Genomic DNA, 15,872 nt, shown 5'->3' on the forward strand with positions numbered 1-15,872 from the left:
GCGGATCCGGCGCATGGCTCCGGTGGTCGTCGGCGCGGCCGTCGCCGTCGGCGGGGTCGTCGCGTGCGAGCCGGGCGGGCTCGGCTCCGCGACGGTCGCCTACACGACCGACCAGACCGTGACCCGCGAACTGCAGCGGCAGAAGGCGGAGGTGCGCTGGCTCACCTGCACCGCCTCCTACGGCGACAAGGGCACCACCGCCCCGGCGAGCGAGAACGCGGTCGCCTCCGTGCACTGCGAGGGCAGGACCGACGACGGCAAGGACATCACCGTCGACGGCAAGGTCACCCGGGTCGTCAACGGCGCCTGCGTGCGCGGGAACCTGACCGCGAAGGTGGACGGCAAGGAGTGGTTCCGGGTGAAGGGGCTGGGCAACTGCGACGCCACCAGCGCTCCGCCCGCCAACGGGCCCTCCCGGAACGGGCCGGGGCCCACCGTGACCGTCACCCGGACCATCTGGTGCCCGGACGACCCGCACTGCCGCCCGGTGGAGGGCAAGTAGCCGGACGGGCTCCTCGGCCGGTAAGTGATCCAAACCTCTGTCGGCGGGCCGCACCCCTGCATAGGGTGAGGGGGTGACTCAGCCCGCAGCGCCTGCCTACCTCCGCTTTCCGCACCCGCACGGCGAGTTGGTCGCCTTCACCGCCGAGGACGACGTGTGGCTCGCCCCGCTCGACGGCGGCCGCGCCTGGCGGGTCAGCGCCGACAACGTACCGGTGAACCACCCGCGGATCTCGCCCGACGGCACCACGGTCGCCTGGACCTCCACCCGCGACGGCGCCCCCGAGGTGCACGTCGCGCCCGTCGACGGCGGACCCGCCAAGCGCCTCACCCACTGGGGCAGCATCAGGACCCAGGTCCGCGGCTGGACCGCCGAGGGCCGCGTCCTCGCCCTGAGCACCTACGGCGAGGCCAGCCTGCGCCGCAGCTGGGCCCGCGCCGTCCCGCTCGACGGCGGACCGGCCACCACCCTGCCGTACGGGCCCGTCGGCGACGTCGCCCACGGCCCGCACACCGTGCTGCTGTCCGCGCCGATGGGCCGCGAGGCCGCCTGGTGGAAGCGCTACCGGGGCGGCACGGCCGGCAAGCTGTGGATCGACCGCGAGGACGACGGCGAGTTCGTGCGCCTGCACGCCGATCTCGACGGCAACATCGAGTACCCCTTCTGGGTCGGCGACCGGATCGCCTTCCTCTCCGACCACGAGGGCACCGGCGCCCTCTACTCCTCCCTCGCCGACGGCTCCGACCTGCGCCGCCACACACCGGTCGACGGCTTCTACGCCCGGCACGCCGCCACCGACGGCACCCGCGTCGTCTACTCCTCCGCCGGTGAACTGTGGACGCTGGACGACCTCGACGGCGCCGAGCCGCGCCGCCTGGACATCCGGCTCGGCGGCGCCCGCGTCGACCTCCAGCCGTACCCGGTCAACGCCGCCCGCTGGTTCGGCTCCGCGTCCCCCGACCACACCGCGCGCGGCAGCGCCGTCGCCGTACGCGGCGGCGTGCACTGGGTCACCCACCGTGCCGGACCGGCCCGCGCCCTCGCGGCCATGCCCGGCGTCCGCACCCGGCTGCCGCGCACCTTCCGCACCGACGGCGAGGAGTGGGTGGTGTGGGTGACGGACGCCGAGGGCGACGACGCCCTGGAGTTCGCACCCGCCACCGGACTCGCCCCCGGCGCCACCCCGCGGCGCCTGGCCGCCGGGCAGCTCGGCCGGGTGCTGCACCTCGCCGTGGCCCCCGACGGCAGCCGCGTCGCCGTCGCCTCGCACGACGGGCGGGTCCTGCTCGTCGAGCGCGAGAGCGGCGAGGTCCGCGAGGTCGACCGCAGCGAGGACGGCGACGCCTCCGGCCTGGTCTTCTCGCCCGACTCCGCCTGGCTCGCCTGGTCCCACCCGGGACCGGAACCGCTGCGCCAGCTCAAACTCGCCAACACCACCGATCTGTCGGTGAGCGAGGCGACCCCGCTGCGCTTCAAGGACTACTCGCCGGCCTTCACCCTGGACGGCAAGCACCTCGCCTTCCTCTCCACCCGCTCCTTCGACCCGGTCTACGACGAGCACGTCTTCGACCTGGCCTTCGTCGAGGGCGCCCGGCCCTACCTGATCACCCTCGCGGCGACCACCCCCTCGCCCTTCGGCCCGCAGCGCCACGGCCGCCCCTTCGAGACGCCGGACCGCGAGGAGACCCCCGACAGCGAGGGCACCCCCACCACCCGGATCGACATCGAGGGCCTCGCCGACCGCATCGTGCCCTTCCCGGTGGAGGCCGCCCGCTACTCCCGGCTGCGCGCCGCCAAGGACGGCGTCCTGTGGCTGCGCCACCCGCTCACCGGTGTCCTCGGCGCCTCCCGCGCCACCCCGGAGGACCCCGACCCCAACACCGAGCTGGAGCGGTACGACCTCGCCCAGCAGCGCGTCGAGCACCTCGGCGGCGACGCCGACCACTTCGAGGTCAGCGGCGACGGCAAGCGGGTGCTGCTGTGGACCGACGGCCGGCTCAAGGTCGTACCCAGCGACCGGCGGGCCTCCGGCGACGAGGACAGTGACACCAACATCAGCGTCGACCTGGGGCGGGTCCGGCAGACCGTCGAACCGGCCGCCGAGTGGCGGCAGATGTTCGACGAGACCGGCCGCATCATGCGCGACCACTTCTGGCGGGCCGACATGAACGGCGTCGACTGGGACGGCGTGCTCGACCGCTACCGGCCCGTCCTGGACCGCGTCGCCACCCACGACGACCTGGTCGACCTCCTGTGGGAGGTGCACGGAGAACTCGGCACCTCGCACGCCTACGTCACCCCGCGCGGCGGCGCCGGCTCCGGCGCCCGGCAGGGCCTGCTCGGCGCCGACCTCTCCCGGCACGAGGACGGCACCTGGCGCATCGACCGCGTCCTGCCCTCGGAGACCTCCGACCCCGACGCCCGCTCCCCGCTCGCCGCGCCCGGTGTCGCCGTGCGCGCCGGGGACGCCGTCGTCGCGGTCGCCGGCCAGGCCGTCGACCCGGTCACCGGACCCGGCCCTCTGCTCGTCGGCACGGCGGGCAAGCCGGTCGAGCTGACCGTCTCCCCGTCCGGCGGCGGAGAGGTGCGGCACGCCGTCGTCGTCCCGCTCGCCGACGAGGAGCCGCTGCGCTACCACGCCTGGGTCGCCGACCGCCGTGCCTACGTCCACGAGAAGTCCGGCGGCCGGCTCGGCTACCTCCACGTCCCCGACATGCAGGCGCCCGGCTGGGCCCAGATCCACCGCGACCTGCGGGTCGAGGTGGCCCGGGAGGGCCTGGTCGTCGACGTCCGCGAGAACCGCGGCGGGCACACCTCCCAGCTGGTCGTGGAGAAGCTGGCCCGGCGCATCGTCGGCTGGGACCTGCCGCGCGGCATGCGGCCGACCAGCTATCCGCAGGACGCGCCCCGCGGGCCGGTCGTCGCCGTCGCCAACGAGTTCTCCGGCTCGGACGGCGACATCGTCAACGCGGCGATCAAGGCGCTGGGGATCGGGCCGGTCGTCGGTGTCCGCACCTGGGGCGGCGTCATCGGCATCGACAGCCGCTACCGGCTGGTGGACGGCACGCTGATCACACAGCCGAAGTACGCGTTCTGGCTGGAGGGTTACGGCTGGGGCGTGGAGAACCACGGCGTCGATCCGGACGTGGAGGTGCCGCAGCGTCCGCAGGATCACGCGGCGGGCCGTGATCCCCAACTGGACGAGGCGATCGCGCTGGCGCTGGCCGCACTGGAGGAATCCCCGGCGAAGACGCCGCCCACGCTCCCGTAGCTGCGGGCAGTCGTGCCGCCCGGCGGCACGACTGCCCGCAGCCACGGCGGCGGATACGATGCCCCCTGGAAGATCACCGGCGTGAGGAGAGCCAGATGACGGGCGAGCCACAGGACGACTGCCTGTTCTGCAAGATCGTCGCAGGGCAGATCCCCGCGACGATCGTCCGCGAGACGGACACGACCGTCGCGTTCCGGGACATCAACCCCCAGGCCCCCACCCACGTCCTGGTGATCCCCAAGGCCCACCACAAGGACGCCGCCGCCCTCGCCGCCGACGCCCCGCAGCTCGCCGCCGACGTCCTGCGCGAGACCCAGGCCGTCGCCGACGACGAGCAGCTGGAGAGCTACCGCACGGTCTTCAACACCGGCACCGGCGCCGGACAGACCGTCTGGCACGCCCACGCCCACGTGCTCGGCGGCCGCGGCCTCGAATGGCCGCCCGGATAGGCCTGGACAGGCACCGTGTCCGTACGTGAACTCGTCGTCCTCGGCACCGCCAGCCAGGTCCCGACCCGGCACCGCAACCACAACGGCTACCTGCTCCGCTGGGACGGCGAGGGCATCCTGTTCGACCCCGGCGAGGGCACGCAGCGCCAGATGCTGCGCGCCGGGGTCGCCGCCCACGACCTGAACCGGATCTGCGTCACGCACTTCCACGGCGACCACAGCCTGGGCCTGGCCGGCGTCATCCAGCGCATCAACCTCGACCAGGTGCCGCACGAGATCACCGCCCACTACCCGCGCTCCGGGCAGCGGTTCTTCGAACGGCTGCGGTACGCCACCGCCTACCGCGAGACCGTCGCCCTCACCGAGGCCCCGGTCGCCGTGGACGGGCCCCTCGCGGTCGCCCCCGGCTACACCCTGGACGCCCGCAAGCTGTCCCACCCCGTCGAGTCGTACGGCTACCGGCTCACCGAGCCCGACGGCCGCCGCATGCTGCCCGACCGCCTCGCCGCGCACGGCATCGAGGGCCCCGACGTCGGCCGCATCCAGCGCGAGGGCTCGCTGAACGGCGTCCCGCTCGACGAGGTCAGCGAAGTCCGCCGCGGCCAGCGGTTCGCGTTCGTCATGGACACCCGGCTGTGCGAGGGCGTGCACGCGCTCGCCGAGGGCTGCGACCTGCTGGTCATCGAGTCGACGTTCCTCGACGAGGACGAGACGCTCGCCACCGACCACGGTCACCTCACCGCCGGGCAGGCGGCGCGGGTCGCCCGGGACGCGGGCGTCCGCCACCTGGTCCTGACCCACTTCAGCCAGCGCTACTCGGACCCCGAGGAGTTCGAGCGACAGGCGCGGGCGGCCGGCTACGCGGGCGAGCTGACCGTGGCCCGCGACCTCACCCGCGTCCCGGTTCCGAAACGCCGGTAATACGGTCGTACGATGCTCTGATGCCCCTGCCCAAAGCTGAACTGCACCTCCACATCGAAGGCACCCTGGAACCCGAGCTGGCCTTCTCGCTGGCCGCCCGCAACGGTGTCGCGCTCCCGTACGCGGACGAGGACGCCCTGCGCGAGGCGTACCGCTTCGAGGACCTCCAGTCCTTCCTGAACCTGTACTACGAGCTGATGGCCGTCCTGCGCACCGAGCGGGACTTCGAGGACCTCGCGAACGCCTACCTCGCCCGCGCCGCCGCGCAGGGCGTCCGGCACGCCGAGATCTTCTTCGACCCGCAGGCCCACCTCGCCCGGGGCGTGGAGATGGGCACGGTGGTGGAGGGGCTGTGGCGGGCACTGGGCGCCAGTCGTGAGAACCACGGTGTCTCCACCCGGCTGATCCTCTGCTTCCTGCGCGACGAGTCCGCCGAGTCGGCGCTGGAGACCCTGGACGCCGCCAAGCCGTACCTGGACCGCATCACCGGTGTCGGGCTGGACTCCGCCGAGGTCGGCCACCCGCCGGTCAAGTTCCGCGAGGTGTACGAGGCCGCCGCCGCCCTCGGGCTGCGCCGGGTCGCGCACGCGGGCGAGGAGGGGCCGCCCGAGTACGTCGTCGAGGCCCTCGACGTCCTCGGCGTCGAGCGGATCGACCACGGGCTGCGCTCGGTGGAGGACCCGGCGCTGGTCGAGCGGCTGGTGCGCGAGCGTGTCCCGCTCACCCTGTGTCCGCTGTCCAACGTGCGGCTGCGCACGGTCGACACCCTCGCCGGCCACCCGCTGCCCGCGATGCTCGACGCGGGCCTCATGTGCACCGTCAACTCCGACGACCCGGCCTACTTCGGCGGCTACGCGGGAGACAACTTCGACGCCGTGCGCCAGGCCCTCGGCCTCACCGAGCAGCGGCTGCGGGAGCTGGCCCGCAACTCCTTCCTCGCCTCCTTCCTGGAGGACGACGAGGAGCTGCGGGCGCGGTACCTCGCGGAAGTCGAGGCGTACGAGTTCCCCGCCGGGTGAGCCGGCGCGTGACCCGACGCCGGGCGACTCAGCCCGTCCCGGACCCCGGTGTGGCCGCCGCCTGCCGGGGTCCCGCCGTGTCGTAGGCGCCCTGCACGGCCACGGCCGGGGCCTCCACGTCGATCTCCACCACCGGCTGCTCCACGGCGCCGACCTCCGGCACCGCACCGCTCGGCGTCCCCGTGGCGGCGGCGACCAGCGCGGCCGGGGTGCCGCCGCGGCGGCGGATCGCGCCGGGCAGCAGCGGCCGCCCGCCGGTGTGCAGGGCGACGGCGGTCATCGGCGCGGCGACCAGCAGCAGTCCGGCGCCGAGCACCAGGCCCATGACGGGGTAGCCGGCCTGCGCCGACAGCACACTGCCGGTCAGCGGCCCGGCCGCCGTGCCCAGCGAGGACGCCGAGCCGACGAGCACCGCCCACCGGCCGCGCGGGTCGAGCGAGGCGGCGAGGCCGATCAGGTACGACAGGACGACCGGGTAGACGGTGTTCCAGGCGATCTCGCCGGTCGCGAAGGTCGCCGGGGTGGTCGCGGACGCGCTCACCGCGATGCAGCCGGCGATGAGCACCGTGCCGGCGCCGACGGGCATCGCCCGCCCCAGCCGCGGCCCGAGCGCGCCGGCCACCAGCACGCCCACCAGCCCGGCGCCCAGCGCGACGGCGAAGACGAGCCCCAGGGCGGCGTCGCCCAGGCCGGCCTGCGTCAGCCCGATCCGGCCGCTGACGCCCCACAGGGAGTTCTGCGCCAGGGACCAGCACAGCACCGTGACGGCGAGGACCAGTCCCGAACGGCGGCGGGGGAGCGGGGTGGTGGTGTCGGTGCCGTGCGTGGCCGGGGCGTCGGCCGCCGCGCCCGGCAGGCGGCCGGTCAGCGGCCACACCACCAGCGCGGTCAGGGCGATCGCGGCCAGCGGCAGCCCGTGCGCCCGGCCGAGGTGGGGCACCGTCAGATACACCGCGCCGGCCAGCGCGGACACGCTCAGCAGGCCCATCGTGGAGGCCCGGTGGGGATCACGCTCGGCGGCGATCCGGGTGGCGGCGACCGTCATGGCGGTCCCCGACCCGAAACCGCCCACGACCGCGCCGACGACGACGGCCGGGACGACGGTGGTGAGCGCGGCGGCGCCGTAGCCGAGGACGGCCAGCGCGAGCCCGAAGCGGGCCGGTGTCCGCGCGCCGGCCCGCTGGACCCGGGAGGCCAGCAGGAAGCCCGCGGTCGCCGAACTCAGCAGCAGCGCGCTGCCGACGGCGCCCGCCTGCGTGGTGGACAGCGGAAGGCTGGTGTCGAGTCTGCCGACGGTGGTGGGCAGCAGATACGGAGGCAGGTACCCGGCCGTGAAAAGGGCGACGAGGGGCCAGGGAGTGGTGCGGGGGGCGAACACGGGCGTTCCCGGGGCATGCGAAAGGGACGGTGGGAAGAGAGGGAGCGACGACCGTCGACTGACAGGAACGCGCGGGCAATTTGTATCAAGCGCGGGGAGGCGTGAAACAGGCGACCCGGCGTGTTCTAGGTCACATATTCGTTTGGGTGTTTCGAAGCTGGGTAGCAGTGCGCGCTAACGCCAGTGGATCGAGCCGCTCCCGGCCGGAACCGTCGCCTCCAGTTTGGCCCTGGTCTCCCGCATCACCGCCACGATCCGCGCCTCGTGATCCGGCGTCAGGCGGGCCACCGGCACCGAGCAGCTGACCGCGTCCAGCGCCGGGACCTCGTAGCGCAGCGCGAAGCCGAAACCGACGATGCCCGTCACGCCCTCCTCGCGGTCGACGGAGTAGCCGCGCTCCCGGGTCAGGGCCAGGTCGGCCGCCAGGGACTCCCTGGTGGTGCGGGTGTTGGGGGTCAGCGCCTCGTACGGCCCGTCCGGCAGTTCCGCGTCCGGCCGCTCCGCCAGCAGCGCCTTGCCCAGCGCGCCCACGTGGGCGGGCAGCCGGCGTCCCACCCGGCTGATCGTGCGCAGGTACTCGTGCGACTCGCGCGTCGCCAGATAGGCCACGTCGCGCCCGTCCAGCCGCCCCAGGTGGATCGTCTCGCCCAGCGCCTGGGACGCCTCGTCGAGGAACGGCCGCGCCGCCCGCACCCGCGGGTCCGAGTCGAGGTAGCTGGTGCCGGTCAGCAGGGCGTGGATGCCGATGCCGTAGAGGGACCCGGTGACGTCGGTGCGGACCCAGCCGCGCGAGATGAGCGTCTGCAGCAGCGCGTACATCGAGCTGCGCGGCACCCCCAGCTCGTCCGCCAGCTCCTGGAGGCGTGCCGGACGGTCACCGCGTGCGGCCAGCACCTCCAGCAGTTCCACCGTGCGCGCCGCGGACTTCACCTCACGGACGCCGCCTGTCGCGTCCCCGGTCTCCGACATGAGCCGATCGTAGGCGGGCGCCGGCGCGTCACGGACGCCACCCGCTGCGCCGCCCATTGACGTCATCCATTCACTTACCTAATCTCCATTCTCATACATGGATAACATCTACATGGGGAGATGAGCCAGGGTGAGCCTCGATACGGGCACCGATCACTCGGCCGTGGTCCGACGGCTGCGGGAGGGCATGGCGGCCGGCGTCCTGTCCTTCCCGCTGACCAGCTTCCGCGACGACGGCTCCCTCGACCCCGACGGCTACCGGACCCACGTCGCCGCACGCCTCGCCGCCGGGCCCGGCGCCCTCTTCCCCGCCTGCGGCACCGGCGAGTTCTTCTCCCTGGACGAGGACGAGTACCGGCAGGTCGTCACCATCGCCGTCGAGGAGACGGCCGGGCGGGTACCGGTCGTCGCCGGGACCGGCTACGGCTGGGCGCAGGCCCTGCGGTTCGCCCGTATCGCCGAGGACGCCGGTGCCGACGGCCTCCTCGTCATGCCGCACTACCTCACCGCCGCCCCGCAGGACGGTCTGGTCGCCCACGTGGAGCGGATCGCCGCCGGCACCCGGCTCCCGCTCATCGCCTACCAGCGCGGCCAGGTCGCCTACACCGCCGAGTCCGTCCGGCGCCTGGCCACCGTCCCCGGCGTCATCGGCCTCAAGGACGGCCACAGCGACCTGGACCGCCTCCAGCGCACGGTCCTCGCCGCACCCGACGACTTCCTGTTCTTCAACGGCGCCGCCACCGCCGAGATCCAGGCCCGCGCCTACGCCGCCGTCGGCGTCCCCGCCTACTCCTCCGCCGTGCACGCCTTCGCCCCCGAGATCGCGCACGCCTTCCTCGCCGCCCTGCGCGCCGACGACCACCGCACGGCCGACACGCTGCTGCGCGACTTCTACGTCCCCTTCGTGGAACTGCGCGACCGGGTCCCCGGATACGGCGTGTCCCTGGTGAAGGCGGCGGCCCGGCTGCGCGGCTGCCCGGTCGGCCCCGTGCGCGCCCCGCTCACCGACCCCACGGCCGCCGAACTGGCCGACCTGAAGACCCTGCTCGCCACCGGACTCGACCTCGTAGGAGCCGCCCTGTGACCGCCGACCTCACCATCACGGCCGTCCGCCTCACGCCGATCCTCGTCGCCGACCCGCCGCTGCTCAACACCCAGGGCGTGCACCAGCCGTACACCCCCCGCCTGATCGTCGAGGTCGAGACCGCCGAAGGGATCACCGGCGTCGGCGAGACCTACGGCGACACCAAGTACCTCGAACTCGCCCGCCCGTTCGCCGACAAGCTGGTGGGCCGCCGGGTCGGCGACCTCAACGGCCTGTTCGCCCTCGCCGACGAGGTCGCCGTCGACTCCTCCCGGGTCTCCGGACAGGTCGACGTCGGCGGGCTGCGCGGTGTCCAGACGGCCGACAAACTGCGCCTGTCCGTCCTCTCCGGCTTCGAGGTCGCCTGCCTCGACGCCCTCGGCAAGACGCTCGGCCTGCCCGTGCACACGCTGCTCGGCGGCAAGGTCCGCGATGCCGTCGAGTACAGCGCCTACCTCTTCTACAAGTGGGCCGGCCACCCCGAGGGCGTGGCCTGCGAGAAGGACGACTGGGATGCCGCCGTCGACCCGGCCGGCGTGGTCGAGCAGGCCCGCGTCTTCACCGAGCGGTACGGCTTCACCTCCTTCAAGCTCAAGGGCGGCGTCTTCCCGCCCGACGAGGAGATCGCCGCCGTCAAGGCCCTCGCCGAGGCCTTCCCCGGACACCCACTGCGCCTGGACCCCAACGGCGCCTGGTCCGTGGAGACCTCGCTGAGGGTCGCCGAGGAACTCGGGGACGTCCTGGAGTACCTGGAGGACCCCGCGCTCGGCACCCCGGCCATGGCCGAGGTCGCCGCCCGGACCGGGGTGCCGCTCGCGACCAACATGTGCGTCACGACGTTCGCCGAGATCCAGGAGGCGTTCACCGAGGGCGCCGTCCAGGTCGTGCTCTCCGACCACCACTACTGGGGCGGGCTGCGCAACACCCAGCAACTCGCCGCCGTCTGCCGCACCTTCGGCGTCGGCGTCTCCATGCACTCCAACACCCACCTGGGCATCAGCCTCGCCGCCATGACCCACGTGGCGGCCACCGTGCCGAACCTCCACCACGCCTGCGACTCCCACTACCCCTGGCAGTCCGAGGACGTGCTCACCGAACGGCTCACCTTCGACGGCGGCCGCGTCACCGTCTCCGACGCCCCCGGCCTCGGCGTCGAACTCGACCGTGACCGGCTGGCGTTCCTGCACCGGCGCTGGCTCGACGACGACGGCGCCCTGCGGGACCGCGACGACGCGGCCGCGATGCGGATCGCCGACCCCGCGTGGGTCACCCCGTCCATGCCGCGCTGGTGACCGACGGTTCCGCCTCCTCCGCCGGGTTGCCGGCGGCGTGGTGCACACTGGCCTGATCCGCACCATGCCAGGGAGCGCACCGTGACAGCCTCCACCGTGTCCACTGTGTCCACCGCGTCCGTGTCCACCAGGCCCGTGCCGACGGCGTCCGACGTGCCCGCCATGCCCGTGCCGACGGCGTCCGACGTGCCCGCCATGCCCGTCGTGCCGGCCGACGAGAGGACACACCGCCACACCCAGGGCGAGGGATCGCACCGCCGGCCCGAGGTCGATCCCCTCGCCGCCCTGCGCACCCCGCAGGACCCGCCCTGGGACGTGTACCTGACGGGCACCGTCTTCCTCGACGTCGTCTTCACCGGGCTCGACTCCGCCCCGGTGCGCGGCACCGAGTCCTGGGCCCGAGGCATGGGGTCGAGCCCCGGCGGAGTGGCGAACATGGCGACCGCGCTGGCCCGCCTCGGCCTGCGCACCTCGCTGGCCGCCGCCTTCGGCGACGACCACTACGGCGACTACTGCTGGGACGCGCTCGCCCAGGGCGAGGGCATCGACCTGTCCCCGTCCCGCACCGTGCCCGGCTGGCACTCGCCGGTGACGGTCTCGATGGCGTACGAGGGAGAGCGCACGATGGTCTCCCACGGCCACGAGCCGCCGCCGGAGGAACCGACCCCCGACTGCCCGCCCCGCGCCCGTGCCGCCGTCGCCTCGCTCACGCCCGGCGTCCGCGCCCCCTGGATCGCCCAGGCCGCCGCCCGCGGCACCCGCGTCTTCGCCGACGTCGGCTGGGACGACACCGGCGCCTGGGACCTGGCGGGGCTGCCCGACCTCGCGCACTGCGAGGCCTTCCTGCCGAACGCGGAGGAGGCCATGCGCTACACCGGCGCCGGCTGCCCGCGCGCCGCCGCGCACGCCCTGACCGAGCACGTGCCGCTCGCGGTGGTCACCCTCGGCGCGGACGGCGCCTACGCGGTGGACCGGCGCACGGGGGAGAGCGCCGAGGTCCCGGCCATCGAGGTGGAGGCCTTGGACCCGACCGGCGCGGGGGACGTCTTCGTGGCCGGCTTCGTCACCGGCACCCTGGCCGACTGGCCGCTGGCCGACCGCCTGGCCTTCGCCGGCCTGACCGCAGCGCTCTCCGTCCAGGAGTTCGGCGGCTCGCTGTCGGCGCCCGGCTGGGGCGAGATCGCCACCTGGTGGCGCAAGGTCCAGTCCGTCGAGGGCCAGGACCCTACGGCCCTGCGCCGCTACGCCTTCCTGGCCGACCTCGTCCCCGACGACCTGCCCGGCTCCTGGCCGCTGCGCCGAGCCGTCCCGACCATCGGTTTCCGCCGCCCGACGGCCTGACCGCGGGAGCGGCCCCGGGGCCTCAGAACCCGAGCCGCCGCAGCTGCTTCGGGTCGCGCTGCCAGTCCTTGGCGACCTTCACGTGCAGGTCCAGGAAGACCGGGGTGCCGAGGAGGGCCTCGATCTGCTTGCGGGACTTGATACCGACGTCCTTCAGGCGCTTGCCCTTGGGGCCGATGATGATGCCCTTCTGGCTGGGGCGCTCGATGAAAACGTTGGCGTGGATGTCCAGCAGGGGCTTGTCGGCGGGGCGGTCCTCGCGCGGGAGCATCTCCTCGACGACCACCGCGATGGAGTGCGGCAGCTCGTCGCGTACGCCCTCCAGCGCGGCCTCCCGGATCAGCTCCGCGACCATGACCTGCTCGGGCTCGTCGGTCAGGTCGCCCTCGGGGTAGAGCGCGGGGCCCTCGGGCAGCAGCGGGGTGAGGAGATCGGCCAGCAGGCCCACCTGCTGGCCCGCGGTCGCCGACACCGGGACGATCTCCGCCCAGGTGATCCCCAGCTCCTGACCGAGCTGGTCGATCGCGATCAGCTGCTCGGCCAGGGTCTTGGAGTCCACCAGGTCGGTCTTGGTGACGATCGCGACCTTCGGGGTCTTCTTGATCCCGGCCAGCTCCTTGGCGATGAAGCGGTCACCGGGGCCCAGCTTCTCGTTGGCCGGCAGGCAGAAGCCGATGACGTCCACCTCGGCCCACGTGGTGCGCACCACGTCGTTGAGCCGCTCGCCCAGCAGCGTGCGCGGCTTGTGCAGCCCCGGGGTGTCCACCAGGATCAGCTGGGCGTCCTCGCGGTGCACGATGCCCCGCACGGTGTGCCGCGTGGTCTGCGGACGGTTCGAGGTGATCGCCACCTTCTGCCCGACCAGAGCGTTCGTGAGGGTGGACTTGCCCGCGTTGGGGCGGCCCACGAAGCAGGCGAAGCCGGCCCGGTGAACAGCCTCGGCCGGTTCTTCGGATGACTGGGTACGAACGCTCATGGCGCCCATTGTCCCTGATCCACGAAGCCCCGCCGTACCACGGTCGTCCGCCGGGCCCGCGGCCGTCAGCCCGCGCTCACCGTGGCACGGACCGTCCCGTCCGGTCCCGCCACCAGCACCGGCGTCCCGGGCCCGCCCAGATCCCGTACCGCCGCCCGGTCCTCCTCCGACGCCGCCTCCGACTCGGTCACCACGGCCGCCGCCTCCAGCGACTTCGCGCCGGACGCCACCGCCATCGCCACCGCCGTGCGCAGCGCGCTGAGCCGCAGGGAGTCCAGGGCGACCGTGCCGGCGACGTACGTGCGGCCGGTCTCGTCGCGTACGGCCGCGCCCTCGGGCACGCTGTTGCGGGCGCGGGCGGAGCGGGCCAGCGTGACGATCTTGCGGTCCTCGGGGTCGAGGTCGGGAGTCTCGGTCATGAGGCGAGCATACGGAGCCCCGTCGGGCACCCGCCCGCGCGGGACCCCCGGTGGCCCGGGCGGGCTCAGGGACGGTCGAGGCGGAGCCGCTCCGCGCGCGGCAGGCCGGCGACCACCAGGTCGTACGAATCCTCGACCAGCTCCCGGACGACACGGTCCGGGAGCCCGCCGTCGGGTCGCCCGTCGGGTCCGCCGTCCACCGTCACCGTGTTCCAGTGCCGTTTGTTCATGTGCCAGCCCGGGACGATCAGGCCCGGATGCTCGCGGCGCAGCCGGATCGCGTCGTCCGGGTCGCACTTGAGGTTGACGGTGAGCGGACGCCCGTCCAGCGAGGTGAGCGCGAACATCTTCCCCAGCACCTTGAAGACCGAGGTCTCCGGACCGAAGGGGAAGTCCTCCACCGCGGCGTTGAAGGACAGACAGAGGTCGCGCAGCTCCCCGGGGGTCACTCCGACACGGCCTCCTCGGCCGGCTTCGCCGCGGCGACCGGCTCCACCAGCACCGTCACGATCTTGTTCCGGCGGCCCGCGGCGGCCTCCGCCGTCAGCCGCAGCTCACGGCCGTCCGGCAGCTCGACGATGGACGAGGCACCGGCGATCGGGACCCGGCCCAGCGCCTTCGCCAGCAGACCGCCGACCGTCTCCACGTCCTCGTCGTCGTACTCGTCCAGGCCGTACAGCTCGCCCAGGTCGCCGATGTCGAGACGTGCGGTGACCCGGAAACGGTCCCCGCCCAGCTCCTCCACCGGCGGCAGCTCCCGGTCGTACTCGTCGGTGATCTCGCCGACGATCTCCTCGAGGATGTCCTCGATGGTGACGATGCCGGCCGTGCCGCCGTACTCGTCGATGACGACGGCGACGTGGTTGCGCTCCTTCTGCATCTCGCGCAGCAGGTCACCGGCGTTCTTGGTGTCGGGCACGAAGGACGCCGGGCGCATCGCGGTGGAGACGAGGTCGCTCTCCGCGTCCCGGCTGATGTGCGTCCTGCGGACCAGGTCCTTCAGGTACACGATGCCGACGATGTCGTCCTCGCTGTCGCCGGTCACCGGTATCCGGGAGAAACCGGAGCGCAGGGCGAGGGTGAGGGCCTGCCGGATGGTCTTGTAGCGCTCGATGACGACGAGGTCGGTGCGCGGCACCATGACCTCCCGCACGAGCGTGTCGCCCAGCTCGAACACCGAGTGCACCATGCGGCGCTCCTCGGCCTCGATCAGGGACTCCTTCTCCGCGTAGTCCACCAGCGCCCGCAGCTCCGCCTCCGAGGCGAAGGGGCCCCGGCGGAAGCCCTTGCCGGGGGTGAGCGCGTTGCCGATGAGGATCAGCAGCGACGGGATCGGGCCCATGATCCGGGCCAGCGGCAGCAGCACGTACGCCGCGGCGGTCGCCGTGTTCAGCGGGTGCTGGCGCCCGATGGTGCGCGGCGACACCCCGACGGCGACGTAGGAGAGCAGCACCATCACCGCGATGGCGATGATCAGCGCCTCGCCGGTGCCGTCGAACTGCCGCAGGCAGCCGTACGTGACCAGCGCGGCGGCCGCCATCTCGCAGGCGACGCGGACCAGCAGCGCCACGTTGAGGTAGCGCGTCGGGTCCGCGGCGACCTGGGCGAGCTTCTCGCCGCCGCGCCGCCCGGACCGTACCGCCTCCTCGGCGCGGAAGCTGGAGACCCTCGCGAGCCCCGCCTCCGCGCACGCGGCGAGCCAGGCGACCACCACCAGGGCGACGGCGCCGGCGACGAGCGGGAGGCTCATGAGACCGTCGGGGCCGGGGACGGGCCGGTCAGGCCCTTCTCCGCACGCCAGCCGTCCACGATGGCGGCCTGCAGACCGAACATCTCGGCCTTCTCGTCCGGCTCCTCGTGGTCGTACCCGAGCAGGTGCAGCACCCCGTGGACGGTCAGGAGCTGGAGCTCCTCGTCCATGGAGTGCTGCGTTTCGGCCTCGGTGCCCTGCTTGGCGGCGACCTCCGGGCAGAGCACGATGTCGCCGAGCAGCCCCTGCGGCGGCTCCTCCTCGTCCTTGGACGGCGGACGCAGCTCGTCCATCGGGAAGGACATCACGTCGGTGGGGCCGGGCAGGTCCATCCACTGGATGTGCAGCTGCTCCATGGCGCCGGCGTCCACGACGATCACCGAGAGCTCGGAGAGCGGGTGGATGCGCATCCGCGCGAGCGCGTAGCGGGCGATGTCGAGGATCGCCTGCTCGTCGACCTCGGTTCCGGACTCGTTGTTGACGTCGATCGACATGGTCGTG

The 15,872-nt window shown here is 73.5% G+C and carries 15 protein-coding genes; 8 read left to right on the forward strand and 7 right to left on the reverse strand.

All coding sequences use genetic code 11. The features are described from left to right. Positions 1-13 precede the first annotated feature (13 nt). From ABS735_RS05065 to ABS735_RS05085, 5 genes are all read left to right on the forward strand, one after another. Positions 14-502 carry a hypothetical protein gene (locus ABS735_RS05065; protein ID WP_476755826.1) on the forward strand — a complete coding sequence of 163 codons (489 nt, stop codon included), beginning with the start codon at positions 14-16 and terminating at the stop codon, positions 500-502. Positions 503-575: 73 nt separating this feature from the next. Beyond that, entirely contained in the window at positions 576-3,773 is a 3,198-nt protein-coding gene (locus ABS735_RS05070; protein ID WP_373900186.1) for a S41 family peptidase, read from the forward strand. A gap of 95 nt (positions 3,774-3,868) precedes the next feature. Beyond that, positions 3,869-4,222: a histidine triad nucleotide-binding protein gene (locus ABS735_RS05075; RefSeq protein WP_373900187.1), complete on the forward strand. Its 354-nt coding sequence runs from the start codon at positions 3,869-3,871 to the stop codon at positions 4,220-4,222. Positions 4,223-4,237: 15 nt separating this feature from the next. Further along, a complete protein-coding gene (locus tag ABS735_RS05080; protein ID WP_373900188.1) occupies positions 4,238-5,143 on the forward strand; it encodes a ribonuclease Z in 906 nt (301 codons plus the stop codon). A gap of 20 nt (positions 5,144-5,163) precedes the next feature. Then, positions 5,164-6,162: an adenosine deaminase gene (locus ABS735_RS05085; RefSeq protein WP_373900189.1), complete on the forward strand. Its 999-nt coding sequence runs from the start codon at positions 5,164-5,166 to the stop codon at positions 6,160-6,162. A 28-nt stretch (positions 6,163-6,190) separates the two neighbouring features. On the opposite strand, the gene ABS735_RS05090 is transcribed toward ABS735_RS05085, so the two are convergent. Together ABS735_RS05090 and ABS735_RS05095 are read right to left on the reverse strand one after the other, a co-directional pair. Further along, positions 6,191-7,540: an MFS transporter gene (locus tag ABS735_RS05090; protein WP_373900190.1), complete on the reverse strand. Its 1,350-nt coding sequence runs from the start codon at positions 7,538-7,540 to the stop codon at positions 6,191-6,193. Positions 7,541-7,714: 174 nt separating this feature from the next. Beyond that, positions 7,715-8,509, reverse strand: a complete 795-nt coding sequence (locus ABS735_RS05095) for an IclR family transcriptional regulator (RefSeq protein WP_373900191.1) — start codon at positions 8,507-8,509, stop codon at positions 7,715-7,717. A 187-nt stretch (positions 8,510-8,696) separates the two neighbouring features. On the opposite strand from ABS735_RS05095, the gene ABS735_RS05100 reads away from it, so the two are divergent. The 3 genes from ABS735_RS05100 to ABS735_RS05110 all read left to right on the forward strand — a co-directional run bounded on the left by ABS735_RS05100 (position 8,697) and on the right by ABS735_RS05110 (position 12,226). Continuing rightward, positions 8,697-9,593: a 5-dehydro-4-deoxyglucarate dehydratase gene (locus tag ABS735_RS05100; protein WP_373900228.1), complete on the forward strand. Its 897-nt coding sequence runs from the start codon at positions 8,697-8,699 to the stop codon at positions 9,591-9,593. Further along, entirely contained in the window at positions 9,590-10,885 is a 1,296-nt protein-coding gene (locus ABS735_RS05105; RefSeq protein WP_373900192.1) for a glucarate dehydratase family protein, read from the forward strand. The genes ABS735_RS05100 and ABS735_RS05105 overlap by 4 nt, the downstream gene beginning before the upstream one ends. A gap of 195 nt (positions 10,886-11,080) precedes the next feature. After that, the gene (locus ABS735_RS05110; RefSeq protein ID WP_373900229.1) at positions 11,081-12,226 is read left to right on the forward strand and encodes a carbohydrate kinase family protein; all 1,146 of its coding nucleotides are present in this window, start codon (positions 11,081-11,083) and stop codon (positions 12,224-12,226) included. Between the two features lie 22 nt (positions 12,227-12,248). Here ABS735_RS05110 and era read toward each other — a convergent pair whose 3' ends face one another. The 5 genes from era to ybeY all read right to left on the reverse strand — a co-directional run bounded on the left by era (position 12,249) and on the right by ybeY (position 15,865). Next, the gene (era, locus tag ABS735_RS05115) at positions 12,249-13,202 is read right to left on the reverse strand and encodes a GTPase Era (RefSeq protein WP_373900193.1); all 954 of its coding nucleotides are present in this window, start codon (positions 13,200-13,202) and stop codon (positions 12,249-12,251) included. 65 nt (positions 13,203-13,267) lie between these two features. After that, positions 13,268-13,621 carry a cytidine deaminase gene (locus ABS735_RS05120; protein ID WP_373900194.1) on the reverse strand — a complete coding sequence of 118 codons (354 nt, stop codon included), beginning with the start codon at positions 13,619-13,621 and terminating at the stop codon, positions 13,268-13,270. Between the two features lie 65 nt (positions 13,622-13,686). Further along, the gene (locus tag ABS735_RS05125; protein ID WP_373900195.1) at positions 13,687-14,070 is read right to left on the reverse strand and encodes an MmcQ/YjbR family DNA-binding protein; all 384 of its coding nucleotides are present in this window, start codon (positions 14,068-14,070) and stop codon (positions 13,687-13,689) included. Continuing rightward, the gene (locus tag ABS735_RS05130; RefSeq protein WP_373900196.1) at positions 14,067-15,371 is read right to left on the reverse strand and encodes a hemolysin family protein; all 1,305 of its coding nucleotides are present in this window, start codon (positions 15,369-15,371) and stop codon (positions 14,067-14,069) included. Before ABS735_RS05130 ends, ABS735_RS05125 begins: the two co-directional genes overlap by 4 nt. After that, a complete protein-coding gene (ybeY, locus tag ABS735_RS05135; RefSeq protein ID WP_373900197.1) occupies positions 15,368-15,865 on the reverse strand; it encodes an rRNA maturation RNase YbeY in 498 nt (165 codons plus the stop codon). The genes ABS735_RS05130 and ybeY overlap by 4 nt, the downstream gene beginning before the upstream one ends. Between the last annotated feature and the right edge of the window lie 7 nt (positions 15,866-15,872).

Source organism: Streptomyces sp. MMCC 100 (assembly GCF_041538145.2).
In the GTDB taxonomy this organism is placed as follows: domain Bacteria; phylum Actinomycetota; class Actinomycetes; order Streptomycetales; family Streptomycetaceae; genus Streptomyces.